Origin of the sequence: Polaromonas sp. UBA4122 (assembly GCA_002381615.1) — a bacterium.
In the GTDB taxonomy this organism is placed as follows: domain Bacteria; phylum Pseudomonadota; class Gammaproteobacteria; order Burkholderiales; family Burkholderiaceae_C; genus Polaromonas.
The window spans coordinates 23,144-48,174 of the sequence record DFWY01000082.1 but is presented as its reverse complement, the minus strand read 5'-3'; the positions used below and the strand labels follow the sequence as shown (position 1 = coordinate 48,174).

Genomic DNA, 25,031 nt, shown 5'->3' with positions numbered 1-25,031 from the left:
CATTTCAGGATGCTGACTCGGTCGGCGGCAATCCTGTCTGAGTGTCAGCGGGGGTGCCGGGCGTGTCGGCACTGTCATCGGCCACCTCATCCGGCTTGCCTTCGACTTTGCGCTTGAGTTTGTCTTCTTTCTTACGTTTTTTCGCAAGCTCTTTCTGGCGCTTTTCGTAGGAATAATTGGGAGTTGCCACTGCATGCTTTCGTGAATAATTAGCCCTTACTGTACTGCATTGCCAGCAGGCCTTGGTCAAGCCTCGTCCAGCGCCTGGGCCAAGTCTGCCTGAAGGTCGGCAACGGCCTCAAGGCCGATTGAAAAACGCACCAGCATGCCCTTATGCGGCCAGGTTGGCCCGCGCATCGACGCCATGTTGTACGGAATCACCAGGCTGACCGGGCCGCCCCAGCTGTAGCCCAGCTTGAACAACTTGAGCCTGTCGCAGAAATGCTCCACCTGGGCCACGCTGTAGCGCTCGTGAAACACCACGCTGAACAGGCCGGCAGCCTGGCCGGTGCGGCACACCGCTTTCCAGTGTGCATGGCCGGGCGAATCCTCTAGCGCAGGATGGAGCACCTGTGCAATTTCCGGCCGCGACTGGAACCACCGGGCCAGCTCGCGACCGGTGCGGTCATGGGCCGCGTAGCGCAGCGCAATGCTCGGCAGCGAGCGCAGCACGGTTTCAGCGTCGTTGGCGCCCACGCCCACACCCATGCGCATGTGCGTGCCCTGGATACGCGCATGCAGGGCCTCATCGCGCGTGATGATGCTACCCATCAAAACGTCGCCGCCGCCGCTCGGGTATTTGGTCAGGGCCTGGACGGAAATATCCACCCCCACACCGCCCTGGGCGTCCATGTCGAAGGCGTTGAACGCGAGGCCCGCGCCCCAGGTGTTGTCCAGGGCGCAGATAAGCCCGCGGGTACGGCAGATGCGCACCATCTCCGCCAGGTCAGGGAACTCCATCGACACCGAGCCTGGCGCTTCCAGCCACACCAGCCGGGTCTTGCTGCTGATCTTCGAGGCCAGATCAGCGGGACTCATGGCATCGTAGAGCTGGTGGCTGATGCCCCAAGCGAGCAACTCACCCTCGGCCAGCGCCTTGCTAGGGCCGTAAACGTTGTCCGGAATCAGCACCTCGTCGCCCGTTTTGAGCAGTGCCATATCCACCAGCGCAATGGCACTCAAGCCGCTGGAGGCCAGCACGCACTGCAGGCCGCCCTCCAGCATGCAGAGGCGCTCTTCCAGCATGAAGGTGGTCGGCGTGCCATGCAGACCATAGGTGTAGCCCGATTTATTTCGCCAGTCGCGGGTGTGCATGGTCGCGACATTGGGAAAGATGACGGTGGACGCCTTGAACACGCCCGGCTGCGGTGCAGCAAATTCCGCGGGGGGTTGGTAGGGGTGGTGGATCAGATCGGTGGTTTTTTCGCTCATGACCCAATGGTAGCAAGTGGCAGTCGCCCTGCTCTTTCCGGAGTGGCGCGCTCGGGCAGATTACGCCTTAATTTTTTTGCCGGGCGGACCGAAAAATCAAACCGTCCACTTGGCCTTGAGCTGCTCCGGGCGCAGGCTGTCATAGCTCTCAAACGGCTGGTGAATCCAGGGATTGGTAGGCAGCAACTCCACCGAATAGTCGGCCTGGAAGCCTGACACGCCCTTGGTCCAGATCACCGCGCTGCGCAGCTCGGTAATGGGCTTGTAGTTGTTACGCAGTTGATGAATCACCGCGTTCAAGGTATGTCCCGAATCAGCCAGGTCGTCCACCAGCAGGACTTTACCGGCAATCTCACCCTTGGGTGTAGTGATGAAGCGCGCGATGTCGAGGTTGCCCTGCACCGTGCCGGAATCGGCGCGGTAGGAGCTGGTTGACATGATGGCCAGCGGCTTGTCAAAAATGCGCGAAAGAATGTCACCCGGACGCATGCCGCCGCGCGCGAGGCACAAAATGGTGTCGAACTTCCAATCGGACTGGTGAATCTTGATCGCCAGTTTTTCAATCAGGTTGTGGTACTCGTCATAGCTGACATAGAGATGTTTGCCGTCTTCGGTCAACATGAGGTTGCTCCTGATTTTATAGCTTGTTACGCTAGTCCAGCATGGGCTAGACACATTTTTTACTAAAATTTAGGCAACTCAGACGGCGTAGGGATTACGCAGGAGAATGGTGTGGTCCCGGTCTGGACTGGTCGAAATCATGTGGATAGGCACGCCCGTGACCGCTTCAATCCGCCGGAGGTAATGCTGCGCCGCAGCGGGCAAGTGCTCGTATTGCGTGACGCCCACCGTACTTTGGCTCCAGCCCGGCAGCGTTTCGTAAATCGGCTTGCAGCGGGCGATGTCATCGGCGCCCATGGGCAGGATGTCGGTGATGCGGCCGTCCAGTTCATAACCGGTGCACAGCTTCAATTCATCAATACCATCGAGCACGTCGAGCTTGGTGATACACAGACCCGATAGGCCATTGACCTGGGCCGAGCGCTTGAGCAAGGCCCCATCAAACCAGCCGCAGCGGCGACTGCGTCCCGTGGTCACCCCTGTTTCAGCGCCCACAGTGCTGAGGTGATAGCCGACGGTTCCCGGTTGTTCCCAGTCCAGTTCGGTCGGGAACGGCCCGCCACCGACGCGCGTGCAGTAGGCCTTGGTAATGCCCAGAATGTAGTGCAACATGCCCGGACCCACACCCGAACCGGCGGCGGCATTGCCGGCCACGCAGTTGCTGGAGGTCACAAACGGGTAGGTGCCGTGGTCCACGTCGAGCAAGGTGCCCTGCGCGCCCTCAAACAGCAAGTTGGCGCCGCCCTGGTTCGCATCGTTGAGTTCGCGTGAGACGTCGGCCATCATGGGCTTGAGCAGTTCGGCGTGCCGCATGGCTTCGGCATACACCGTGTCAAAGTCAATCGCTGGCGCGTGCAGATAGCCGGTCAGCACAAAGTTGTGCAGGTCCAGCAGTTCGCGCAGCTTGGTGGCAAAGCGCTCAGGGTATTTGAGGTCCTGCACACGCAAGGCGCGACGGGCAATTTTGTCTTCGTAGGCTGGGCCGATGCCGCGGCCGGTCGTGCCAATCTTCGCGGTTCCACCCTTTTCTCGGTAAGCCTCGCGGGCAATGTCGAGCGCTGTGTGGAACGGCAGAATCAGCGGACAGGCTTCGCTGATGCGCAGGCGTGAGCGCACTTCCACACCGGCCTTCTCAAGCCCTTCAATTTCCTCGAACAGTTTGGCTGCCGACAGCACCACCCCGTTGCCAATATAGCATTTGACGCCCGGGTGCATGATGCCGCTGGGGATCAGGTGCAAGGCCGTCTTGATGCCGTTGATCACCAGCGTATGGCCGGCATTGTGGCCACCTTGAAAGCGCACCACTCCCTGCGACATTTCAGTCAGCCAGTCGACCAGCTTGCCCTTGCCTTCGTCGCCCCACTGGGTGCCCACGACCACGACATTGCGACCCACAGCTGCGGTTTGTTTGTTTGTCATCTTCAGTTTCTCGTTAAGGTTCGATGGGATAAAGCCGGCCTGGGGGTCTGGCTCTTCTTGCAGCTTTTTGCGTAGCTCTTCATGCGGCTTTTTTCAGGGGTTGGACCAGCCATTGACCGGCAGCCTTTACCAGCTCACGGTCGCAGTCAAATTCATTGACTTTATGCTCGTGACCAGGCAGTACACAGGCCACGGTCTCGCCGCCGACGCGCAGGCGGGTGATGGCTGCGCGCAGGCCTGCATCTTCCCCCCAGGGCGCGCAAATGGCGGCCTTCAAGGGTCGGGGCGGCAGTACGCGGACCAGTTCCTTTAAATCCAGGCTGAAACCAACGGCCGGACGGTTGCGGCCAAACACCGCACCGACCTCGTCGTAACGGCCGCCACGGGCCAGCTCAGCGCCTTGCCCGTAAATGGCGAAGCGGGTACCACTGTAATAGGCGTAACCGCTCAGGTCCGCCAGGTCAAAGCTGACCTTGACATCGCCCACATGGGATGCGAGCCATTTCAAATTTTGTAGCGCATCGCGCACACCCGGCGCAGGCGGCAGGATTTTTTCAGCTTCGGCCAGGACTTTGTTATCGCCGTAGAGCTGTAACAGCGCTTTCAGACCTTCGCGCGCTGCCGAAGAAATGCCGCCATTGAGATGGGCTGTGAGGCTGTCGAGCTCGCTCGCGTCCTTGGCCGCCAGTGCGGCATGAATGAGCGCCAGGGTTGAGGCACTGATGGTCGCGCCTTTGAGCAGGCTGCTGACGATGCGGACGTCCGCCATGTCAACAGCCAATTCGGTCACGCCGGCAGCTCTCAGGCCTTCCAGCGCGAGCAGCTGGACTTCGAGATCGGCTTCCAGCCCGGCATGGCCGTAAATTTCCGCGCCGAACTGCAAGGGCTCACGCGTGGCGTGCGGGCGGTCTGCACGGGTATGCAGCACGGGGCCGCAGTAGCAAAGACGGGCCACGCCGCTGCGGTTCAGCAGGTGCGCGTCAATACGGGCAACTTGTGGCGTGGTGTCCGCACGCAAGCCCAGGGTGCGGCCTGACAGCTGGTCGACCAGCTTGAAGGTCTGCAGGTCCAGCGCTTCGCCGGTACCGGTAAGCAGCGACTCCAGGTGCTCCAGCAAGGGCGGCATGACCAGTTCGTAGCCATAGCTGCGGGCGGTATCCAGAAACTGGCGGCGCAGCTCTTCGATATGACGCGCCTCGGAGGGCAGGACATCGGCAATTTGATCGGGCAATTGCCATGATGACGAGCAGGCGGACATTGTAATTTTCGTGAGCTATTAAAAACCGGATTTTACCGGGCTTGGGGCCGCTTTTTGAGCTGCCGGCGGCAGGATGCGGGAGTCAGACGCAAATACGGGTGTCAGCCGTGGCTTGTGAGTGACACTTCAGTGGCGTGCAATTCACGCCAGCACCGCCAGCAAGATCACGCCAGCCGCGATGCTGCAGAGTCCGAAAAAGCGGATCTGCCCGCTGCTTAAGCGGAGAATCTGTTCAAACATCCGGCGCCACCCCGCAGGCGAGATAAGCGGTAACAGCCCTTCAATCACCAGCATGAGGGCCAGCGCTTGCCAGAGCGTATTGCCGTCCATGGCAATCTATTTTTTAGCAGGCGCTGTCGTGCCATTACCGGATCCGCGCATGGTCTTGAAGAAGTCGGATGATGGATCGAGCACCATCACGTCGCTCTTCTTGTTGAAGCTGGCCTTGTAGGCATCCAGACTGCGGTAGAACTGGGCAAACTGGGGATCCCGGCCAAACGATTCAGCGTAGACGCGGGCTGCTTCGGCATCACCCTCGCCTTTGATCTTCTGGGCCTCGCGGTAGGCATTGGCAATGGTGACTTCGCGCTGCCGGTCGGCGTCGGCGCGGATTTTCTCTCCTTCAGCGGCACCGGTGGAGCGCAACTCGTTGGCAACCCGCTTGCGCTCTGCTTCCATGCGGCGGTAGACAGATTCCGTGATCGCCGCCACGTAGTCCACGCGGGTGATCCGAACGTCGACCACATCAACGCCCCATGGTTTCGCGCCACGGACCGCCTGCAGCACTTGCGCTTTCACGTCGGCCATCAGGGCCTCCCGCTTGGTGGACAACAGATCTTTGACGGTACGCTTGTTGATCTCTTCCTGGAACGCGTTGCGCACAACCCGATTGAGCTGATTGGCGCCGGCCCTCTCGTCGAGGCCGACATTACGGATGTATTCAGACGGCTCGGTGACACGCCAGCGCACATACCAGTCAATGACGACACGCTGCTTCTCGGCGGTCAGCACCGGCTCTGCATCGGTACTGTCAAGCGTCAGCAGCCGCTTGTCGATGTAAGAAACGTTCTGAAACGGTGGTGGTAGCTTGACATGAAGGCCTGGCTCGGTGATCACTTCCTTGATCTGGCCCAGCGCATACACGACGCCGAACTGCCTCTGGTCGACCACAAACAGCGTGGAACTGAGCAGCGCCAGCGCCACCAACAACGAAGAAACAATAAATCCAACTCTATTCACTTTTGTCTTCCTTAGCGGGTTTCGCGGTCGCGGGTGCGGGAAGCATCGCGCGCGCGGGCATCCAGAGGCTGGCCGCTTGCGGGCTGGGACGATGGCCCTGCGGGAGAGGTGTCTGCACTACCAGGGAGAAGCGAACTGTCGGCCCCGGCTGCAGCACCGCCCTGCGCAGTCATCTGCATGATTTTGTCGAGGGGCAGATACAGCAGATTGGATCCCTGGCGTGACTCCACCAGTACCTTGGTGACATTCGCATAGACCTGCTGCATGGTGTCGATATACATCCGATCGCGGGTCACTTGCGGTGCCTTCTGATACTCGGTCAATACCGAGCGGAAACGCTGAGCATCACCTTGGGCTTGCGCGACGATGCGCGCCTTGTAGGCGTCCGACTCTTCCTTCAGCCGCGAAGCTGAACCCACCGCGCGTGGAATGACGTCGTTGGCATAGGCCTGCGCTTCGTTCTTGGCACGCTCGCGCTCCTGGCCGGCCTTGAGCACATCATCAAACGCCGCCTGTACCTGCTCTGGCGGGCGCACGCCGCTTTGCTGGAGATTGATGCCGACGACTTCCACGCCGACTTTGTATCGGTCCAGAATGGTCTGCATCAGGACACGCACGCGTGGGGCGATCTGGTCGCGCTCCTCGGCCAGCGCCGAGTCCATCTTCATTTTGCCGACCACTTCACGCACGGCCGTCTCGGCAGCCTGAACCACCGCGCTGGCGGGGTCCTTGCTCTCGAACAGATACGCACGCGCGTCATTTAAACGGTATTGAACGGCAAACTTGATTTCAACGATGTTCTCGTCTTCGGTGAGCATGGCCGACTCTCGCAACCCCGTTGCCTTGACAATGTTGTCACGACCCACGTCGACCGAGCGAATCTGGGTCACCACCACCACTTCGTGACGCTGTATAGGGTAAGGCAAACGCCAGTTGAAACCGGCACCTACCGTCGATTGGTATTTGCCGAACTGGGTAATGACCGCCTGCTGTCCCTCTTGGACGATGAAGAAGCCCGTGCCCAGCCAGATCAGCACGGCTATGCTGGCAATCAGCCCAACGCCGATGCCAGCACTTTTCATATCAGGCTGAAATCCACCACCAGTGCCGCCGTTGTTACCGCCGCTACCGAAGCCGCCCCGTTTGCCCCCATTTTTTCCACCGCCAAACAGGCCGCCCAGCTTGCGATTGAAATCGCGCCAGAGCTCGTCCAGATCAGGCGGGCCCTGATGAGAGCCTTGGCCCTGCGGGCGATTGGCCGGCTTGGGTGGCTGCTTGTCCTCGCGAGGGACCTCCGGTTTGGCTTCGTCAGACGACGATTTGTCGTCATCCCGACCCCAACGCGGATCATTGAGGTTGAACATGCCGTTGACGCGTTGTTTGAGCCGGCTTGGCAAGGTCGTCAACGTCTGCAGCACGGGGTTCAGATTCATGGGATGAAACTCACTTTTTTTATTACACCGACATTGTGCCTAATGAAATTGCCAGATCAGGCAACGTCCTCTGCTATTTGGGGGATTTCCTCTGTCGGTACGCTTGCCGCATGGCTGGCCAGAAGCTCGCGCAACAGCGGCAGGCCCTCACCCGTCTGAGCACTGACAAATACCCGTTCTACGCTCCGGCTTGAGCCCTCAAATGCATCCCTGAGTTCGAATATATCGCTTAAATGCAGGGGCAGGCTGCCTTTTTCAATAGCATCCAACTTGTTGAACACGAGGATCTGCGGCACGTCAGCAGCTCCAATCTCGGACAGAACACGTTGCACCTGTTCAATTTGCTCCAGATAGTCGGGATTAGACCCATCCACCACATGCAGCAGCAGGTCCGCATCAGCCGCCTCTTGCAGCGTGGCGGCAAAAGCATCGATCAGTCCGTGCGGGAGATCCCGGATAAAGCCAACCGTGTCAGACAAGGACGCCGGGCGCGCTGCATCGCCCAGGTAAAGCTGCCTGGTCGTCGTGTCAAGCGTGGCAAAAAGCTGGTCAGCCGCGTAAGCGCGTGCCTTGACCAACGCATTGAACAGTGTGGATTTGCCGGCATTGGTGTAGCCCACCAGTGAGATCGTGAAGGAGTTGCGCCGTTCCCGCTGTTTCCGCTGCGTTTGCCGCTGCTTCTTGACTTTGCCCAGGCGCTCCTTGGTGCGTTTGATGGCTTCGCTGATCATGCGTTTGTCGAGTTCGATCTGCTTTTCGCCGGGACCGCCGCGCACACCCGCGCCGCCAGTCTGCCGCTCAAGATGGGACCAGCGCCGCACGAGCCGTGTTGACATGTACTGCAGCCGGGCCAACTCGACCTGAAGCTTTCCCTCGTGGCTGTGGGCCCGCTGGGCAAAAATCTCCAGAATCAGCAAAGTCCGGTCATTAACGGGTAGCCCCAGATGCCGCTCCAGATTGCGTTGCTGGGCCGGGCTGAGCGACTGGTCGAACAGGATTTCGGACGCACCCGTGTCGAGGGCTAGCATTTTGATTTCGTCAGCTTTACCCGAGCCGATGAACAGCGCCGCATCAGGGGCCTTGCGTTTGCATGTCACGCGCGCCACGGGCTGCAGGCCTGCGGTTTGCGCGAGCAAACCCAATTCCTGCAGACTGGCATCAAAATTCGGGAAGCCTAGATCAACCCCTACAAGAAGGGCGAGAGGTCGTGTTTTCACCGGCGCATCATACGAGCTCAGCTGGCGGGCTTTCTTCGGAATCGCCGGTCGAAAAACTCACAGCACGACCTGGAACGATGGTGGAAATCGCATGCTTGTAGACCATTTGAGTCACCGTATTGCGAAGCAAAACCACATATTGATCGAAGGACTCGATCTGGCCCTGCAATTTAATCCCGTTGACGAGATAAATCGATACAGGGACATGCTCGCGACGCAGGGTGTTGAGAAATGGGTCCTGAAGCAGCTGACTTTTGTTGTTGCTCACGATATTTTCCGTGTTCAAAAATTAAGAGACCACAACCATACCACAGCCACTCTGTTCGGCGTGTAGTCCTATGTTGATTCCTTGCCCGCAAAGGGGTTCTCCGAGCTTTTCATCTGGATGCGCAACGGCGTGCCAACCAGGTCGAACGCCTTGCGGAAACGCCCTTCCAGATAACGCTTGTACGACTCGGTGACATGTTCCAGCGAGTTGCCGTGAATGATGATGATCGGTGGGTTCATGCCGCCCTGGTGGGCATACCGCAGCTTGGGCCGGAAGATACCCAAACGCTGGGGTTGCTGAAACTGCACGGCTTCGAGCAGCAGCCGTGTCAGCATCGGGGTAGACATCTTGCGGTTGGCCGATGCGTGGGCCTGAACAATGGATTTCCAGACAGGGGCCAATCCCTGGCGCTTGATCGCCGATATCCGATGAATTGAAGCAAATTTCAAGAAACCCAGCCGGGTCTCAATGGAGCGCTCCAGGAGTTCACGCTGGTAAGCGTCAACCGCATCCCATTTATTGATGGCCAGCACCACTGCCCGACCACTTTCAAGAATGTAGCCTGCGATGTGTGCATCCTGATCGGTAACGCCTTGCGTGGCGTCCAGCAGCAGCAGGACAACGTTCGCACTTTCTATGGCTTGCAAGGTCTTGACGACAGAGAACTTCTCAATCGCCTCGAAAACCTTGCCCTTGCGACGCAACCCGGCGGTATCAATCAGCTCAAACTTTTGTCCGGCACGCTCAAAAGGTATGGAGATCGCGTCACGGGTGGTTCCGGGCAAATCGAACGCCACCAGACGCTCTTCTCCCAGCCAGGTATTGATCAGCGTGGATTTACCGACGTTGGGACGGCCCGCCACGGTAAGCCTGATGACCGACGGATCCTGCGGTTCAGCGTCTTCGTCTTGGTCCGGCAGCTTGAGCGGGGCAAGCGCAAGATCCACCAGCGTGCGCATGCCCTGCCCATGGGACGCGGAAACCGGCAGCACTTCGCCCAAGCCAAGTTCGAAAAATTCGGAAAACTGCACACCCTCTGTCATGCCCTCGGCCTTGTTGGCCGTCAGCACAGTCGGCTTGCCCAGCTTGCGCAGATACTTGGCAATATCATGGTCTTGCGCGCTAATGCCGGCCCGTGCGTCGACCACGAAAACTACCACGTCAGCTTCGGCGACAGCCTGCCGCGTCTGCTTGGCCATTTCCTTGTAAATGCCGGTAGTGGCATCGGGCTCGAAACCACCGGTGTCGATGACGATGTACTCGTGGGTTCCCAAACTTCCTTTGCCGTAATGACGGTCACGCGTCAGCCCGGCCAAGTCAGCCACGATCGCATCCCGCGTCTTGGTCAGCCGGTTAAAAATCGTCGACTTGCCCACATTCGGGCGGCCGACTAACGCAATGACAGGTTTCATAAATCAGGTTTCTGGCAGGACTGCGCTTATTCAGGCTGAAAGCCGTAAATGCCGCCGTTATGGGTGACCGCAATGAGCGTATTGCCCGCCAGCACAGGGGCTGCGGCGATGGCCGAGCCGTCAGTAGGCAAGCGGTTGAGCAGGGAGCCATCTTCACGCGACAGCAGGTGAATAAAACCGGTGAAATCGCCAATAGCCACGGAACGCCCGACCACCAGCGGAGCCGTCAGGCTCCGGTAACGCAAACGGTCTGTAGACCAGGCACGCTCGCCGTCGGTGCGTCGCCATGCAATGACTGTACCGTCGGCTTCCGTGCCGAACAACAGACGATCATCGCCATGGATACCTTGCACGCCGTTGGCGGGTTTGGTCCAGAGCAGGCTGCCGCGAACTGCGTTGACGCAGCCTACGCTGGCCTGAAAAGCCCGCGCGCACACATTGTCGCCGTCCCTGCTGACGCGCCCTACCAGATCGACAAGCCGCTCCACATCATTGATCCCGCGTGGTGAGGCAATGGGCGCTTCCCAGCGAATGCTGCCGTTGGAAGGATTGAGGCCCGCCAGCCGACCGGCCAGGCCAACCACCAGGGTATCGCCGACAGCCAGCATCACGCCGGACTGGCGCAGCACCAAAGGCTCGTTGGGCCGCTGCTGTGCCCACAGCTTGCGACCCGTCTGTCCGTCAAAGGCATTGACCGACCGGTCGGCTGCCAGGACGAATACCCGCGCACCGGCCACAAAAGGCGCGGTAAATGCCTGGGCGTTGAGCTTCTGACGCCAAAGTTCATGGCCATCCTGCAACGCGACAACTTCGTTTGCTTTCGTCACCACCGCCACGACTTTTCCATCACTTCCAACGCCTGCAGCGATGGGCATGTTGAGAGCAACGCGCCAAACGTCATGGCCGGTTTGAGCATCCAACACCGCCACGGTGCCGTCGCTGCTCGCAACGGCTACGCTATTGCCGGATACATTCACTTCCAGCGGGAAGTTCACTTGCCCAATGCGGGTGGTCCAGCTTTGACGGGCGGCTACCAAGGCGGTCACCGGCTGCAATTCCGCGGGTTGGAGTTTGCTCGCACCACCAAAGCAACCACTCAGAATCGCTGCAAAAATGATAGCTACTGGCGCACGTGCAGAAAGGGCTAGAGGCCTAATAGACTTATAAATCATTGCTTCACCTCAGCATTGAATGCGGCAGTGGTCGGCTTGACTTGCCCTGCGGTTGGATCGACGCCCAGCGCATTGAGCTTGACCTCAACCAAGCGCCGGTACTCGGTGCGCTCGTCAAGGCCTTTGTATGCTTTTTCGTATTCCGCTTTGGCTTCGCCTTTTTTGCCCTGGGCAGCCAGAATGTCGCCGCGTCGGTCAGCAGCCAGCGCAGCAAAATCTTTCGGAAAAGAACCAGAGACTTGCTGCAGAGCCTCGTCATAGGCTTTCTTTTCCAGCAGGAGCCCAGCAAGGCGCAATTTGGCGATGGCCTGATAGCCTTCATCGGAGGCTTTCTCGGCAACCCAGTTCAAGGCAGCGCGAGAAGCATCCAGATTGCCTTTGTCGTAATAGGCCCTGGCGGCCAGCAGGCCGGCTTGCTGGGCATAAGTGGTTCGGCCGAAACGGTCTTTCATGTCAGCCAGCGACCGGTCAATCCTTGTCGGGTCGCCCGACTGCACAGCGCGCTCGACCTCGTCATACATCACCGATGCCTGTGCAGCCTGGTTACGCTGCCAGTACTGGTAGCCGTTCCAGGCAGCAAAGGCACCTAAAACGACAATCAGCGCCCAGGTAATGAGGTCGCCGTACTGCTTCCAGAAGTGCTTGATCTCATCAAGTTGTTCCTGCTCTTCCAAATCGAGGTGTTTTGCCATAAAAGTCTGCTTGTTCTGCGCGATAAGGGCGCGGATTGAATTGGGGTGATTGTAGAGGGCGGAGACGGGTGCTTTAACGGTGCTTAGCCGCGCAGGGTGTGGGCCCATGCGGTCACATCGTTTAGCGACTGAAGCGTTTGGGCCTGCGCGCCCTCGGCTTTCCCTCCCCGCAAGGGTTTGACAGCGACGCTCCCTTGGGCGAGCTCGGTGGCACCAAAAATCAGCGCAAAACTCGCGCCGCTGCCGTCGGCCCTCTTGAACTGCGACTTCATGCTGCCCATGCCTTCGGCGCTGACACCGGCGTGCATCTGTACGCTCACCCCCGCCGCACGCAAAGCCTGCAGCGTTCGCAGAGCGACCGGCAGGGCAGAAGCTTCAGGAATCACCGCGTAGGCATCTGGCACAGGCGGTGCAATGGCCTCCCCCTGTTCCTTGACAAGTTCCAATACACGCTCGACCCCCAGAGCCCATCCGACAGCCGGCGCCGCTTTGCCACCAATCCGCTCAATCAGGTAGTCGTAACGGCCGCCAGCGCAAATAGTGCCTTGCGCGCCCAGCCTGTCGGTCACAAACTCGAACACCGTGAGGTTGTAATAATCCAGCCCGCGCACCAGGCGATGATTAAGTGTCCAGGGGACACTGTTGGCATCGAGGATGGCTTTCAGACCGTCAAAATGCGCCAGCGACTGGGGGCCCAGAAAGTCAATCAGTCGGGGCGCACTTTCAACCACGGCCTTCATTGCTGGATTTTTGGTATCCAGAATACGCAGCGGGTTGCTATGCAGGCGTCTATGCGCCTCCTCGTCCATTTCGTCTGCATGCTGCTCGAAATGAGCGATAAGTTGTGTACGGTGCTGGGCGCGCTCTTCAGGTTGACCCAGGCTGTTGATTTCCAGGCGCCAGTCGCTCAGGCCGAGTTCCTTCCATAGCGCAGCGGCCAGCAGAATCAACTCCGCGTCAACCTCGGGACCGGCAAAGCCCAAGGCTTCGGCACCAATCTGGTGGAACTGGCGGAAACGGCCACGCTGCGGCCGCTCACGACGGAACATGGGGCCCATGTAATAAAGGCGCTTGCCACCGTCGTAGAGCAGGTTGTGCTCCGTGACCGCGCGAACTACGCTTGCCGTATTTTCCGGGCGCATGGTCAGGTCATCGTGGTCGCCATGCTTGTCCGAGCGGTCTTCGAAAGAATACATTTCCTTTTCGACGATGTCGGTGACCTCCCCGATACCCCGCACAAACAGCTGTGTGTGCTCAAGAATGGGCGTGCGGATGTTGCGGTAGGCATAGCGCCCCATCAGGGAGCGCACCTTGTCTTCAAGCCATTCCCAGCGTGCCGAGTCCGGCGGCAGGATGTCGTTCATACCTTTGACCGCGGTCAATCTTTCCGTTTTAGCCAAAGGCGATTTCGCCGCCCGGCCGACAGTCATTTTTTCAAGCATGGGTCAGTAAGTATTAGGCAACTTCAGCGACGGTTTGCGTGCCAAAGCGTTTTTCAATGTAGCTTTCAACGATGACCTGAAACTCCTGCGCAATGTTCTCACCACGCAAGGTCAGTCTTTTTTCGCCATCAATAAATACCGGAGCAGCCGGTGCTTCGCCAGAACCGGGCAGACTGATGCCTATGTCGGCATGCTTGCTTTCACCCGGGCCATTGACGATACAGCCCATCACGGCGACCTTGAGCCCTTCGACGCCCGGGTATTGCGCACGCCAGACCGGCATCTGTGCGCGCAAAAAGTCGTCGATCTGCTTGGTCAGTTCCTGAAAAGTTGTGCTGGTGGTACGGCCGCACCCAGGGCACGCCGTCACACTGGGTACAAAGGTGCGCAAGCCCAGTGCCTGGATAATTTCGGAAGCAATCACTACTTCCTGAGTACGCGCCTCCCCTGGCTGGGGAGTCAAAGAAACGCGAATAGTGTCGCCAATACCTTCCTGCAGCAAAATGGACAGAGCCGTTGCAGATGCCACCGTGCCCCTGGTTCCCATGCCGGCTTCGGTCAACCCAAGGTGAAGTGCGTAGTCGCTGCGTTGAGCCAATTCACGGTACACCGAGATCAGGTCCTGAACGCCGCTGACCTTGCAGGACAAGATGATCTGGTTGCGGCGCATGCCCATGTGCTCGGCACGCCGGGCAGAATCGATCGCCGAGGTAATCAGCGCCTCGTACATGACCTGTTTGGCGTCCCAAGGGGTGGCACGCGCACTGTTGTCGTCCATCAGGCTGGCCAACAACTCCTGGTCAAGGCTGCCCCAATTCACCCCAATACGCACGGGTTTGTTCCAGCGCATGGCCACTTCAATCATTTGGCCGAACTGCCTGTCGCGCTTGTCGCCCTTGCCCACATTACCAGGGTTGATCCGGTATTTGGACAGCGCTTCGGCACAGGCTGGATAATCAGTCAGCAGGCGGTGGCCGTTGTAGTGAAAGTCACCAATCAGCGGCACATCGATGCCCATGCGGTCCAGTTGCTCCCGTATGTGCGGTACAGCCTCGGCCGCCTCGGGCGTATTGACGGTGATGCGAACCATTTCTGAGCCAGCCAGAGCCAACTCCTTGACTTGAATGGCGGTACCAATGGCATCCACCGTGTCCGTGTTGGTCATGGACTGAACACGGACCGGAGCATCGCCACCTACAGTTACGACACGGGAGCCCCAGACAACCTGAGCCTGAATGGAACGCCGTGCTTTCGGACAAGCCGACTCTATGGGAATACAGGGCTGCACTATTTCACCTCAAATCGGGCCACGTTATCTCTGGCTACTGCAATCAGGTCAAGTGCCTGTCCGCGCACTTGAACCTGAACCGCATCAGCCCTGCCGACCACAGCGGCCAGCGGCAACGCGCCGGATGCACTGGCGCGCTCTCCGGCGGTCAGGATGCGGCGCAGCAAGACTGAGCCTTTCGCGTCGGTCACCTCAACCCAGGATTCACCTTTCGCGCGGAAGGTCACGATGTCGGCGGATGCCGCGGTTGAATTTGCCAAAGTTAGTGCAGGTACAGGAACAGAGACTGACGCCTGGGTTGATACAGGTGCTGCGGACGTGACAGACCCGGTGGACGGCAAGCCCGCTGTAGTGGCAGCAGTGGCGACTGCTACGGGTTTGCTGGCTTGCTGCGTTGATGCCACAGACTTGGTACGGTCCGCCAAGCCTACACCCGCCATGACCACTGTTGCAGGCATCAGTTTAAGGGACTCGCCGCTAGGGGGTGATCCGTCTGCAACAAGGTGGCCTGACGCGGCGTCCTGCTTGATGGGGGGCAGGAAAATCAATACCAGCGCGCCCAGCAAGAAGGCAAGGCCGACGAGAACGGCGGGCCGCGAAACCCGCGACCCTAGAGACGGCCGCTGACCGTCACCCGACGAACGAAACGGCGTGTTGATGCCTGCGCCTTGGGATGTCAGCTTGGGGGCGCTGCTTGGAGGCAGCCGTTCAAGCACATGGACCGCGTCTAGCTTCAAGGTTCGACATACGCTGGAGGCCAGCGCTCGCACGAAAACAGCATCGGGCAATAGGTCAAACTGGTCATGCTCCAGCGCTTCCAGTTTTTTTACAGGAATCTTGAGCAACCCCGCCAATGCTGCGATATGCATACCTGCCGCCTCCCTCGCACCGCGAAGCAATGCACCTGCTGTGGGTGCCGACCCGGTCGTGTTTTGGCGGCTGCTGAAGCCGGAAGCAGCAGTCTCTGCATCAGAGTGTCCAGCCAGCACGGGATCAAGGTCACTCATCAAATGAACCTTTTTCGTAGGAAGCGGCCTCAGGGGACTGCGCAAAACGTTTTTTTAGCTGCTCGGCCAATTGCAACATCGCCTCCCGATTGTTCAGCTTTCGCTCGGTCTTGATACCCAGCCAGAGGGTTTGAGCATTGGCTAATTCACTGTTGTTCAGACGGCGGATATAAAACAGTGCTCGCGTCAACTCACCGCGCTCGTAAAGAAGATTGGCCAGGTTGTACCCGGTGACAGGGTTGCCCGCATCAAGCTCATAAGAGTGCATCAGGCTTTGCTCAGCCTCGGCACGCTGACCTGCGCGAACCTGGCACACACCTTGAGTCATCAGCGTTTTGGCTTTTCCGCTGTAGGTGGGATTGGCCGCAGCCTGCGAAAAAAACTTGAATGATTCGTTGTAGCGGCCTTGCTGGCAAAGAAGCCACCCATAGTTGTGCGCTACGTCTGCATCGCGCGAATTCAGCGCGAGCGCACGGCGAAAACTGTCTTCTGCCAGCGGAATGTCGTTGAGCCGCATGTACACCAGCCCGCGCAGGTTGAAAGCGTCCACAAAAGTTGGATCTGTGGCCAGCGATTGCTTGATTTCATCAAGCGCAACTTTGGTCTGCCCCTGTTCGAAATAACCAGTGGCCAGCTCAAGCCGCAGCCGGGCGCGCCGACGTTGATCGGGTTCATCCGACTCGGTGACGATGTCATTTCGGTTACCCGATGCCCCTGAGGTGCCTGGTTGATTAGCGCACCCCGCCAGCAACATAGCAACCCAGCAGGCTGACATCCAGATCACATTGGCGACAAACCTCATACATCCATCCCCTTGACCACAACCACCTTGATGCCCCCGAGCATACCTTGCCGTTGCGCTGCCATGCGCCGGTCCACGCCGGTCCGGTCCTGAACATCACCAGCCAGCTGCCCGCAGGCTGCGTCAATATCATCGCCGCGGGTTTTCCGGACGGTAGTCACGATGCCCGCATCCATCAGGATTTTTGCGAATGATGCAACCTGCGACATATCCGAACGCCTCAGGCCAGAGACCGGAAATGGATTGAACGGAATCAGGTTGAATTTGCACGACAGGCCGTGTGCAAAATACGTTTGCATCAGGGACACCAGCTGGCGCGCGTGCTCAGGCTGGTCGTTAACCCCGTCAAGCATGCAGTATTCAAACGTGATGAAGTCGCGTGGCGCCGCCGCCTGGTAGCGGGTGCAGGCCTCCAGCAACTCCGCGATTGGGTATTTTTTGTTCAGCGGAACGAGGTTGTCTCGCAGCGCATCCTGTGGTGCGTGCAGCGACACAGCAAGCGCCACAGGGCAATCCTCGGCCAGCCGATCCATCATGGGCACGACGCCGGAGGTCGACACCGTCACCCGTCGGCGGGACAAACCATAGCCATGGTCATCCAGCATGACTCTCAATGCTGGCACTAGTTGCGAATAGTTCTGCAAGGGCTCGCCCATGCCCATCATGACCACGTTAGAAATCACGCGCTCTTGCCGGTTTTGCCTGTCCAGATGCTGACGCAGGAAGTGCTCTGCGAACCACAACTGGGAGACAATTTCCCCGGTGGTGAGATTGCGGCTAAAACCCTGATGCCCGGTCGAACAAAACCGGCAACCCACGGCACAACCGACCTGGGATGAAATGCACAAGGTTCCGCGATCAGCTTCGGGGATGAAGACGGTCTCAATGACATCGCCTGCCCCAACATCAAACAACCATTTGATGGTGCCGTCAGCCGACTCGTGGCGGGACGCCACCTTCGGTCCTTGAACATGGGCCGAGCCTGCAAGCTTTTCGCGCAAAGACTTTGCCAGATCTGTCATTTGCTCAAAATCGGTCGCACCTTTTTGATGAATCCAGCGAAACAGCTGTGTGGCGCGAAAGCGCTTTTCGCCGAGCTGCTCGCAAAAGGCGGTCAGACCATCAAGATCGTAGCCAAGCAGGTTGGCCGTCATCGCAGCGCGCGATAAGCTGGGCCGCCCCAAGCAAGCGACGACCCTGATAAAGGGAAGCAAAGCATGGGGACGAGCATGATTAATGAGAGTAAACGTTCATGCCGGGGAAGAAGAACGCGATCTCAGCTTGGGCAGTTTCGACGGCGTCAGAGCCATGCACGGCATTGGCATCAATGCTGTCGGCGAAATCGGCGCGAATGGTGCCGGCAGCAGCCTTCTTCGGGTCGGTAGCACCCATCAGATCGCGGTTCTTCAGGACGGCACCTTCACCCTCCAGCGACTGGATCATCACCGGGCCGGAAATCATGAACGAAACCAGATCCTTGAAGAAAGGACGCTCTTTGTGCACTGCGTAGAAAGCTTCGGCTTCCCTCTGCGACAAGTGAACCATCTTGGCTGCGACGACCTTCAGGCCAGCGGCTTCAAAACGTGCATAGATTTGACCAATCACATTTTTTGCCACCGCGTCGGGTTTGATAATGGAGAGAGTGCGTTCGATCGCCATGAATTTTCCTTAACCTTGGATTTTTAAATTATTCAAAAATTGAATAAAGCCTATGATTTTAACCTGTGGACTCATGAGTTCAGAGCACCCCCTGCGAAATGGAGTGCTTCTGAGACATTCAGCGATTTCCGCTGCGGTTTCCACCGCCTCGATTACCGCCTCCGCGGTTCCCACCGCTATTGCCACCACCACGACGCTGGTCACCACCACCGCCCATACCGCCTGCGTTGCCACCGCCGCCACTGCGCCGTTGCCCCTGGTCTTGCCGCTGCCTTGTGAAGGTATCCGCACCGATATAGCCAAACGACGTTTTCATGGGATCAGGCTGTGCGCCGCCGGTACCTTTGTCGCTCCGGTCTCCACGTTCATCGCGCCGCTTTGGCCCCTGCGAGCCACCATTGCCCGTCGGCTGCCCAGACCGGGAGCCGGCTCCGACATTGCCGCCCTGGCTACGTCCTTTTCCGCCGCGACGCCTGTTGCCTCTGGGCGCGGAATCCATCCTGTTCATGGGCGGTTGCAGATCATTCGGCTCCTGCTCGGCCCCGGCTTGGGGCAATGCATCGGGTTGGCCAGCATCGGTGACCTGAGGCCGACCACGGGCGCCGCGCGAACGATCATTTCCGCGTGGGCCCTGGCCCCGACGACGCTCATCACCGCCCTCACCCGGGGGGAAGGTCTGTTTGGGCGCTCCTCGCGGATCGGCGCGAGATTCGGAACGAGTCACCGCGCTGGTCAGCGCCCAGATATCACGCTCGTCGAGTTCAACGAATGCACCCCGCTTAAGCCCACGCGGCAAAAGCATGGCACCGTATCGGATCCGAATAAGCCGGCTTACTGCATGGCCCACCGCTTCAAACATGCGCCGAACCTCGCGGTTACGCCCCTCAGAAATGGTGACCCGGTACCAGCAATTGGCCCCCTCACCGCCGCCAGCCTCGATCGAGCTGAACTGCGCCACGCCGTCATCGAGCGTCACGCCCTCGAGCAGGCGTTTTTTCTCCTCATTATTCAGGGCACCCAACACACGCACGGCGTATTCGCGCTCAAGCCCAAACCGCGGATGCATCAGCTTATTGGCCAACTCGCCAGAACTCGTCAGAAGCAGCAGGCCTTCGGTATTCAGGTCAAGACGCCCGACGGACTGCCATTTACCCTGAAACAGCTTGGGCAGCCGCCGGAACACGGTCGGCCGGTTTTGCGGATCGTCGTGCGTTACGACCTCCCCGATGGGCTTGTGGTACGCAATAACGCGGGGAGGTGGCGGCTCAATACGCACCCGAATGGGCTTGCCATTCACCTTGACGGTATCGCCAAACTGGATGCGCTGCCCAATGTGGGCGGGCTCGGCATTGACCGAAATGCGCCCTTCAAGAATCAACTGCTCCATTTCCAGCCTGGAACCCAACCCGGCTTGCGCCAGTACTTTGTGCAACTTGGGGGTTTCGGGCTGCGGCATCAATACCCGTTTTGGCAACTCAAGCGCCACATCGTCTTCGTCTGCGTCAAATTGACCGGTCACCACGTCTTCAAACCGGATGGTGGTTGCCGGAGCCACTGGAACGCGTCGTTCGACAGCAGGTTTTGGCATGGAGGACTCCTCCAGTTCGCCAGCAGCTATCAAATCAGGAGCTTCCCGCGCAGTCTGCTCAGGCGCTACGGCCTTATTTGGCTCTTTGTCAGGCGTAGCCAGGATTTCGGAAACCGGTTGGTCTTGCTGATTCATGCTTTTACATTCCTGCGTGAGAATTACTGGCTTCTTGATCATGGGAATCGTGTTCAGAAGGCTTGCCGGCATCCGGCGCCGAGTCTTCCTGAATTTCTGGCGTGCCGGGGTATGATTCCAGCCCAGCGATTTCGCTGTCGGCGGATTCCAATGAAGCAGCCAGCTCCGCCGGATGCATCGGTACGGGTTCCGCAATACCAAACTCGATTTGTTCAAGCATTGAAACCTGACCTGAGGTGCTGTCCATCACAGGAAGCTGGTCCAGGGATTCGACGCCCAAATCATCCAAAAACTGCCTGGTGGTTGCGTAAAGCGCGGGCCGGCCTACGGTTTCCCGGTGACCGATCACCTCCACCCAACCACGATCCTCCAATTGCTTGAGAAGCAGGCTGTTGATCGTGACGCCGCGTATATCTTCCATGTCGCCGCGCGTTACCGGCTGGCGGTACGCGATGATTGCAAGCGTTTCCAGGGTCGCCCGACTGTAGCGGGGAGGTTTTTCAGGATGGAGCCTGTCCAGGTATTCGCGCATTTGCGGCCGACTTTGAAAGCGCCAGCCCGTAGCCACATGAACGAGTTCCACACCACGTCCTGACCAGTCGTTTTGCAGGTCTTCAAGCACCAGCTTGAGGCTGTCGGCAGTCAGTACCCCGTTAAACAAGACACCCATTTCGCGTAAAGGCAGCGGTTGCTGCGCGCAAATAAGGGCTGTTTCGAGGACGCGCTTCGCATCCGTCGTATTCATGATTGTGGTCGTTCCGAAAAAAGGCGGGAAAAAGGCCAGGACAAGCGCATGTCCTCGCATTGCATCCATGCGCGGTCTCCTAGTTAGGGGCGCCATGTGCGGGTAGTCGAAAACTACGAAGTTTGATTGTATATCAGGCCCAAATCCACGATGGCCGCTTGCAAGTCAGCGGGCGGCTGCGACCTGAACTCCAGCATGGCACCCGTGACGGGATGCTCAAACGCCAGCCGACATGCGTGCAGTGCTTGCCGGTTCAAGCCGCCCGCAACCGCCCCCCCATAAAGCCCATCAGACACCAAGGGATGACCCAGAAACGCCATGTGAACCCGGATTTGATGGGTGCGGCCGGTATGCAGCTTGCACTTCACCAAGCAGTGCCGTTCTCCGCTTTGCAGCAGCGATACCACCGTAGAAGCCGCCTTGCCGGAATTTTTTTCGAGATCAACCACCGCCATACGCAGGCGGTTACGGGGATCACGGCCTATCGCCGCGTCCACTTGGCGGGTTCGCGCGCCCTGCCATGCGCCATGTGCCAGTGCGATATATTCCCTGTGCACGTTTCGGGCTGCGATCAGGTCTACCAGCTGGTCCATCACCTTTCGCTGGCGGGCCACCACCATCAGCCCGCTGGTGTCTTTGTCAAGGCGGTGTACGATACCGGCACGCGGTAAAAAGGAGGCATGAGGGTCATACGCCAACAATCCATTGAGCAAGGTGCCACTCCAGTTACCGGGCGCTGGATGCACGACCAGCCCAGCAGGCTTGTTGATCACCAATAAATACGGGTCTTCAAACACAATTTCCAGCGCCATGGCTTCAGGCTTGAATGCCTGACTTTGCGGCGTAGGCCGCAACTCAATGGTGAGTTCATCCCCTGCCTTGACCTTGGTGGATGTTTTGGTCACCGCCAAGCCGCCCAGTTGCACCACCCCGGCCTCGATCAATTGCTGGAGATAGTTGCGGGAGAACTCAGGCACAATGCCAGCCAAGGCCCGGTCAAGACGGCTACCATGGCTCTCGGCAGGAACCATCACCCGCCGCAATTCCATCTCAGCGCTGCTGCCTCCCTCATCCTGAGCTTTGTCTAGCAGGCCATTGGCTGCAACAGCGCTCGATATAATAAATTTGCTTTGTTCAGAATCAGTCATCAAGAAGGTCAATTGCAATGTTTTCCACCAAATTATCGGTTGTTCCAAATGCATTGCCGCTTGTTGCAGCCGTTTGCGCATTGTCTTTTGTAATCGCCGGCTGCTCAAGCACCCCAGCGCCGGATCTCACTGCCTCCTGGAGTCCGAACAAGATTTACGCTGAAGCCAAGGATGAAGCGAACTCCGGCGCCTACGACAAGGCCATTCCCCTTTATGAGAAGCTGGAAGGCCGTGCCGCCGGAACCCCTCTTGCGCAGCAAGCCCAGCTTGAGAAGGCGTATGCCCAGTACAAAGGTGGCGAACAGGCCCAAGCAGCTTCAACACTGGACCGGTTTATGAAGCTACACCCGGCCAGTCCCGGCATGGATTACGCGCTGTACCTCAAAGGCCTAGTGAACTTTAATGACAATCTTGGCATTTTCGGGTTCATCTCGCGCCAGGACTTGTCGGAGCGCGACCAGAAAGCGGCCAAAGAATCGTTTGAATCGTTCAAGGAACTGGTGACCCGCTTCCCGGATTCACGCTATGCGCCGGACTCACGCTTGCGCATGAACTATATCGTGAATTCATTGGCTCAATCGGAAGTCAATGTGGCCAGGTACTACTATTCCCGCGGTGCCTACATCGCCGCCATCAATCGGGCCCAGAGTGCAATTTCCGACTACCGCGACGTTCCGGCGCTCGAAGAAGCCACCTACATTCTTTACAAATCCTACGATGCACTGGGCATGGCCGAACTGCGCGATGACACCCGTCGCATCATGGAAAAGACGTATCCACAAAGCCAGTACATGAGCAAAGGTTTCAAGTCTGCAGACAACCCCTGGTACAAGTTCTGGTAAGACTCTCAAGCCGGTCCATCAACTCTTGCTCCGATATCAGTCTTTGCATCGGAGGAAGCGCTCTCAGCAAACGCCGCCCGTAGCCCATGGAAACCAGGCGGCTGTCACATACCACCAATATGCCCTGATCGGTTTCCCGGCGTATCAAGCGCCCGGCCCCTTGTTTGAGTGCCACGGCAGCCTCGGGCAGAAAATAGTCGTTAAACGCACTGCGCCCCTGTGACTCCAACAGCTTCGAGCGGGCTTCGGCCAAAGGATCGTTCGGCGGAGGAAAAGGCAGCTTGTCGATGATGACCAACTGAAGCGCATCACCGGGCACATCAATACCCTCCCAGAACGACGCCGATGCAACCAACACGCAGGCTCTGCCACCATTGGTATTCCCTTCCCGAAAGCGCTCAATCAGGACCCGTTTGGGCATGTTCCCCTGAACGAGCACCTCCATATCACCCGAGTACTCGAAAGCGACCTGGAGCGCGTCGCCAATCGCCCGCAAAGCCCGCAACGTGGTGGTCAGCACCATGGTGCGCCCTCCCAATTGCCTCGACCATGCTGCCGCGGACTCTGCGACCTTTGCCGTATGGGAAGGATCGCTGGGCTTGGGAAAGTCTTGCGGAACATACACCGCGGCCTGACGTTCATAGTCGAAAGGGCTGCCGACCCGCAACACTTCGGCATCCGCCAGCCCACAAGGCTGGGTGAACCATGTGAGCTTGTCATCGTCACCGAGCGTTGCAGAGGTAAATATCCAGGATTTCGCAGCATCCCCTGCGGCACCCAACACCTTGCTCTTTACAGCCTTTGAAATATCCAGCGGTGATTCGACAAGCCGCAACTGCGTACCCACATCGACCCAGCGCACACAACCCGGCTCACAGGCGTTGACAAAGTTTTCAGCCCGCTCTGCCAATTCAGTGGCACGCTCATAAAGTCGAACAAAGTCAGGTGCAATCTCGCTGACCCTATCAAGCGCTGCGCATGCCTGCATGCAGGCGGCATGAACCGCTTCCAGTGCCTGCGTCCAGACGACAGCACTCAGGCCATCAGGCGTTTCTCCGGTCCAGCGCAGCTTGGTGCCGGGATACTGCTTGCCGGCACACAAGCGCAGTTCACGGGCCGCCTGCTCGGTGGCGGCAACGACCCCTTGCCAGTCGACCAGACCGCGGGCCAGTTGCAGTCCTGCAGCCAGCATGTCACGGGAAAAGTCCAGCAATTGACCTGTGGTCAGGTTTCTCCCCAGAAATTGCACGCCTGTTTCATTCAACTGGTGCGCTTCATCAAAAATCGCAATGCGCACCGAGGGCAGTAGCTCAGCCACGCCCGACTCGCGAACTGCCAGGTCAGCAAAAAACAGATGATGGTTGATGACCACCACGTCCGCGGCCATAGCCTCTCTGCGGGCAAGGTTCACATGACACGCACGAAAACGCGGGCATTGCGCACCCAGACAGTTCTCCCGCGTCGATGTGACAAAGGGGATCACCGGTGAACGCTCATCCAGCCCAGGGAGTTCCGCCAGATCGCCGGTCCGTGTCACTTGGGACCACTCTTCAATCCTTGCCAGTGCACGCACCGACACGCCATCGGGCAGATGCGCCTCCTGGCGAGCCATTTCCATGCGATGCAGGCATAAATAGCTCGCCCGCCCTTTGAGCAGCGCCGTACGCACCGGCAGCCCAAACGCCTTCACCAAGCGGGGTAAATCGCGGCCAAACAGCTGATCTTGCAACGCTTTGGTCGCGGTAGACAGCAAAACCCGCTCACCACTCAGCAATGCAGGCACCAGATATGAAAATGTCTTACCTACGCCCGTGCTGGCTTCCACCACGAGGGGATAGGCGCCTTCAATGGCACGCGCCACTGCCAAAGCCATCTCGGTCTGGCCGCTACGCGGCACAAAATGCTCCGCCGCGCGCGATAAAACGCCACCCAGGGCAAAAGCCTCTTCCACTTCATACGCTAGATTCATCAGGCAGACTCGGGAGTGTCCAAAGATAATTCAAGCTGCGAGATCTGGTCACGAAGCTGAAGGCGACGTTTTTTGAGACGCCTGAGCAGCAGTTCGTCAATGGGCAGGGTATGCACCGTCATGTCTACCAAGGCATTGCAGTCTGCCTGCTCAATTTTTAGTTCGATCAGCTGCCGTTCCGGGGAATGTAAATTTAAGTCCAAGGTTATTTATCCATGCGCGCTGCTTCATCAGATAATACGTT

25 protein-coding genes are annotated in these 25,031 nt (G+C 58.6%); 1 reads left to right on the top strand and 24 read right to left on the bottom strand.

Going from position 1 to position 25,031, the window contains the following annotated elements; translation table 11 throughout:
- Positions 1 to 4: 4 nt before the first annotated feature.
- The 22 genes from B3F77_RS11215 to B3F77_RS11110 form a co-directional block, all read right to left on the bottom strand.
- Positions 5 to 250, bottom strand: coding sequence for a hypothetical protein (locus B3F77_RS11215; protein ID WP_414703000.1), 246 nt, complete (start codon positions 248 to 250; stop codon positions 5 to 7).
- Complete coding sequence (locus tag B3F77_RS11210) at positions 247 to 1,431, bottom strand: PLP-dependent transferase (RefSeq protein ID WP_293605036.1); 1,185 nt, start codon at positions 1,429 to 1,431, stop codon at positions 247 to 249. The genes B3F77_RS11215 and B3F77_RS11210 overlap by 4 nt, the downstream gene beginning before the upstream one ends.
- A gap of 96 nt (positions 1,432 to 1,527) precedes the next feature.
- Positions 1,528 to 2,052, bottom strand: a complete 525-nt coding sequence (locus B3F77_RS11205) for a phosphoribosyltransferase (protein WP_293605035.1) — start codon at positions 2,050 to 2,052, stop codon at positions 1,528 to 1,530.
- 78 nt (positions 2,053 to 2,130) lie between these two features.
- Positions 2,131 to 3,471 (bottom strand): adenylosuccinate synthase, encoded by a 1,341-nt coding sequence (locus B3F77_RS11200; protein ID WP_293605034.1) that lies wholly within the window; start codon positions 3,469 to 3,471, stop codon positions 2,131 to 2,133.
- A gap of 79 nt (positions 3,472 to 3,550) precedes the next feature.
- Positions 3,551 to 4,729: an ATP phosphoribosyltransferase regulatory subunit gene (locus tag B3F77_RS11195; RefSeq protein WP_293605033.1), complete on the bottom strand. Its 1,179-nt coding sequence runs from the start codon at positions 4,727 to 4,729 to the stop codon at positions 3,551 to 3,553.
- Between the two features lie 141 nt (positions 4,730 to 4,870).
- Positions 4,871 to 5,059, bottom strand: a complete 189-nt coding sequence (locus B3F77_RS11190) for a DUF2065 domain-containing protein (protein ID WP_293605032.1) — start codon at positions 5,057 to 5,059, stop codon at positions 4,871 to 4,873.
- A 6-nt stretch (positions 5,060 to 5,065) separates the two neighbouring features.
- Positions 5,066 to 5,968 carry a protease modulator HflC gene (gene hflC / locus B3F77_RS11185; protein WP_293605031.1) on the bottom strand — a complete coding sequence of 301 codons (903 nt, stop codon included), beginning with the start codon at positions 5,966 to 5,968 and terminating at the stop codon, positions 5,066 to 5,068.
- Between the two features lie 11 nt (positions 5,969 to 5,979).
- A complete protein-coding gene (gene hflK / locus B3F77_RS11180) occupies positions 5,980 to 7,401 on the bottom strand; it encodes an FtsH protease activity modulator HflK (RefSeq protein ID WP_293605030.1) in 1,422 nt (473 codons plus the stop codon).
- A 56-nt stretch (positions 7,402 to 7,457) separates the two neighbouring features.
- Entirely contained in the window at positions 7,458 to 8,618 is a 1,161-nt protein-coding gene (gene hflX, locus B3F77_RS11175) for a GTPase HflX (protein ID WP_293605029.1), read from the bottom strand.
- A gap of 7 nt (positions 8,619 to 8,625) precedes the next feature.
- Complete coding sequence (gene hfq / locus B3F77_RS11170; RefSeq protein ID WP_293605028.1) at positions 8,626 to 8,904, bottom strand: RNA chaperone Hfq; 279 nt, start codon at positions 8,902 to 8,904, stop codon at positions 8,626 to 8,628.
- Positions 8,905 to 8,954: 50 nt separating this feature from the next.
- Positions 8,955 to 10,298, bottom strand: coding sequence for a ribosome biogenesis GTPase Der (der, locus tag B3F77_RS11165; RefSeq protein ID WP_293605027.1), 1,344 nt, complete (start codon positions 10,296 to 10,298; stop codon positions 8,955 to 8,957).
- Between the two features lie 26 nt (positions 10,299 to 10,324).
- A complete protein-coding gene (bamB, locus tag B3F77_RS11160; RefSeq protein ID WP_293605026.1) occupies positions 10,325 to 11,470 on the bottom strand; it encodes an outer membrane protein assembly factor BamB in 1,146 nt (381 codons plus the stop codon).
- A complete protein-coding gene (locus B3F77_RS11155; RefSeq protein ID WP_293605025.1) occupies positions 11,467 to 12,162 on the bottom strand; it encodes a YfgM family protein in 696 nt (231 codons plus the stop codon). Before B3F77_RS11155 ends, bamB begins: the two co-directional genes overlap by 4 nt.
- A gap of 83 nt (positions 12,163 to 12,245) precedes the next feature.
- Positions 12,246 to 13,604: a histidine--tRNA ligase gene (hisS, locus tag B3F77_RS11150; protein WP_293605024.1), complete on the bottom strand. Its 1,359-nt coding sequence runs from the start codon at positions 13,602 to 13,604 to the stop codon at positions 12,246 to 12,248.
- 13 nt (positions 13,605 to 13,617) lie between these two features.
- Positions 13,618 to 14,892 carry a flavodoxin-dependent (E)-4-hydroxy-3-methylbut-2-enyl-diphosphate synthase gene (ispG, locus tag B3F77_RS11145; protein ID WP_293605023.1) on the bottom strand — a complete coding sequence of 425 codons (1,275 nt, stop codon included), beginning with the start codon at positions 14,890 to 14,892 and terminating at the stop codon, positions 13,618 to 13,620.
- The gene (locus tag B3F77_RS11140) at positions 14,892 to 15,899 is read right to left on the bottom strand and encodes a helix-turn-helix domain-containing protein (protein WP_293605022.1); all 1,008 of its coding nucleotides are present in this window, start codon (positions 15,897 to 15,899) and stop codon (positions 14,892 to 14,894) included. Before B3F77_RS11140 ends, ispG begins: the two co-directional genes overlap by 1 nt.
- Entirely contained in the window at positions 15,892 to 16,701 is an 810-nt protein-coding gene (gene pilW, locus B3F77_RS11135; protein WP_293605021.1) for a type IV pilus biogenesis/stability protein PilW, read from the bottom strand. Before pilW ends, B3F77_RS11140 begins: the two co-directional genes overlap by 8 nt.
- Positions 16,698 to 17,855, bottom strand: a complete 1,158-nt coding sequence (rlmN, locus tag B3F77_RS11130) for a 23S rRNA (adenine(2503)-C(2))-methyltransferase RlmN (RefSeq protein WP_293605020.1) — start codon at positions 17,853 to 17,855, stop codon at positions 16,698 to 16,700. Before rlmN ends, pilW begins: the two co-directional genes overlap by 4 nt.
- 79 nt (positions 17,856 to 17,934) lie before the next feature.
- Complete coding sequence (gene ndk / locus B3F77_RS11125; protein ID WP_293605019.1) at positions 17,935 to 18,360, bottom strand: nucleoside-diphosphate kinase; 426 nt, start codon at positions 18,358 to 18,360, stop codon at positions 17,935 to 17,937.
- A 118-nt stretch (positions 18,361 to 18,478) separates the two neighbouring features.
- A complete protein-coding gene (locus tag B3F77_RS11120) occupies positions 18,479 to 20,083 on the bottom strand; it encodes a pseudouridine synthase (RefSeq protein ID WP_293605018.1) in 1,605 nt (534 codons plus the stop codon).
- A 4-nt stretch (positions 20,084 to 20,087) separates the two neighbouring features.
- Positions 20,088 to 20,828 carry an SMC-Scp complex subunit ScpB gene (gene scpB / locus B3F77_RS11115; protein WP_293605046.1) on the bottom strand — a complete coding sequence of 247 codons (741 nt, stop codon included), beginning with the start codon at positions 20,826 to 20,828 and terminating at the stop codon, positions 20,088 to 20,090.
- A 113-nt stretch (positions 20,829 to 20,941) separates the two neighbouring features.
- Positions 20,942 to 21,976: an RluA family pseudouridine synthase gene (locus B3F77_RS11110; RefSeq protein ID WP_293605017.1), complete on the bottom strand. Its 1,035-nt coding sequence runs from the start codon at positions 21,974 to 21,976 to the stop codon at positions 20,942 to 20,944.
- A 17-nt stretch (positions 21,977 to 21,993) separates the two neighbouring features.
- Here B3F77_RS11110 and B3F77_RS11105 point away from each other — a divergent pair, with 17 nt between their 5' ends.
- Entirely contained in the window at positions 21,994 to 22,818 is an 825-nt protein-coding gene (locus B3F77_RS11105; RefSeq protein ID WP_293605016.1) for an outer membrane protein assembly factor BamD, read from the top strand.
- Here B3F77_RS11105 and B3F77_RS11100 read toward each other — a convergent pair.
- Positions 22,781 to 24,787, bottom strand: a complete 2,007-nt coding sequence (locus B3F77_RS11100) for an ATP-dependent DNA helicase (RefSeq protein ID WP_293605015.1) — start codon at positions 24,785 to 24,787, stop codon at positions 22,781 to 22,783. The genes B3F77_RS11105 and B3F77_RS11100 overlap by 38 nt on opposite strands.
- Positions 24,787 to 24,990: a DUF465 domain-containing protein gene (locus B3F77_RS11095; RefSeq protein ID WP_293605014.1), complete on the bottom strand. Its 204-nt coding sequence runs from the start codon at positions 24,988 to 24,990 to the stop codon at positions 24,787 to 24,789. The genes B3F77_RS11100 and B3F77_RS11095 overlap by 1 nt, the downstream gene beginning before the upstream one ends.
- Between the last annotated feature and the right edge of the window lie 41 nt (positions 24,991 to 25,031).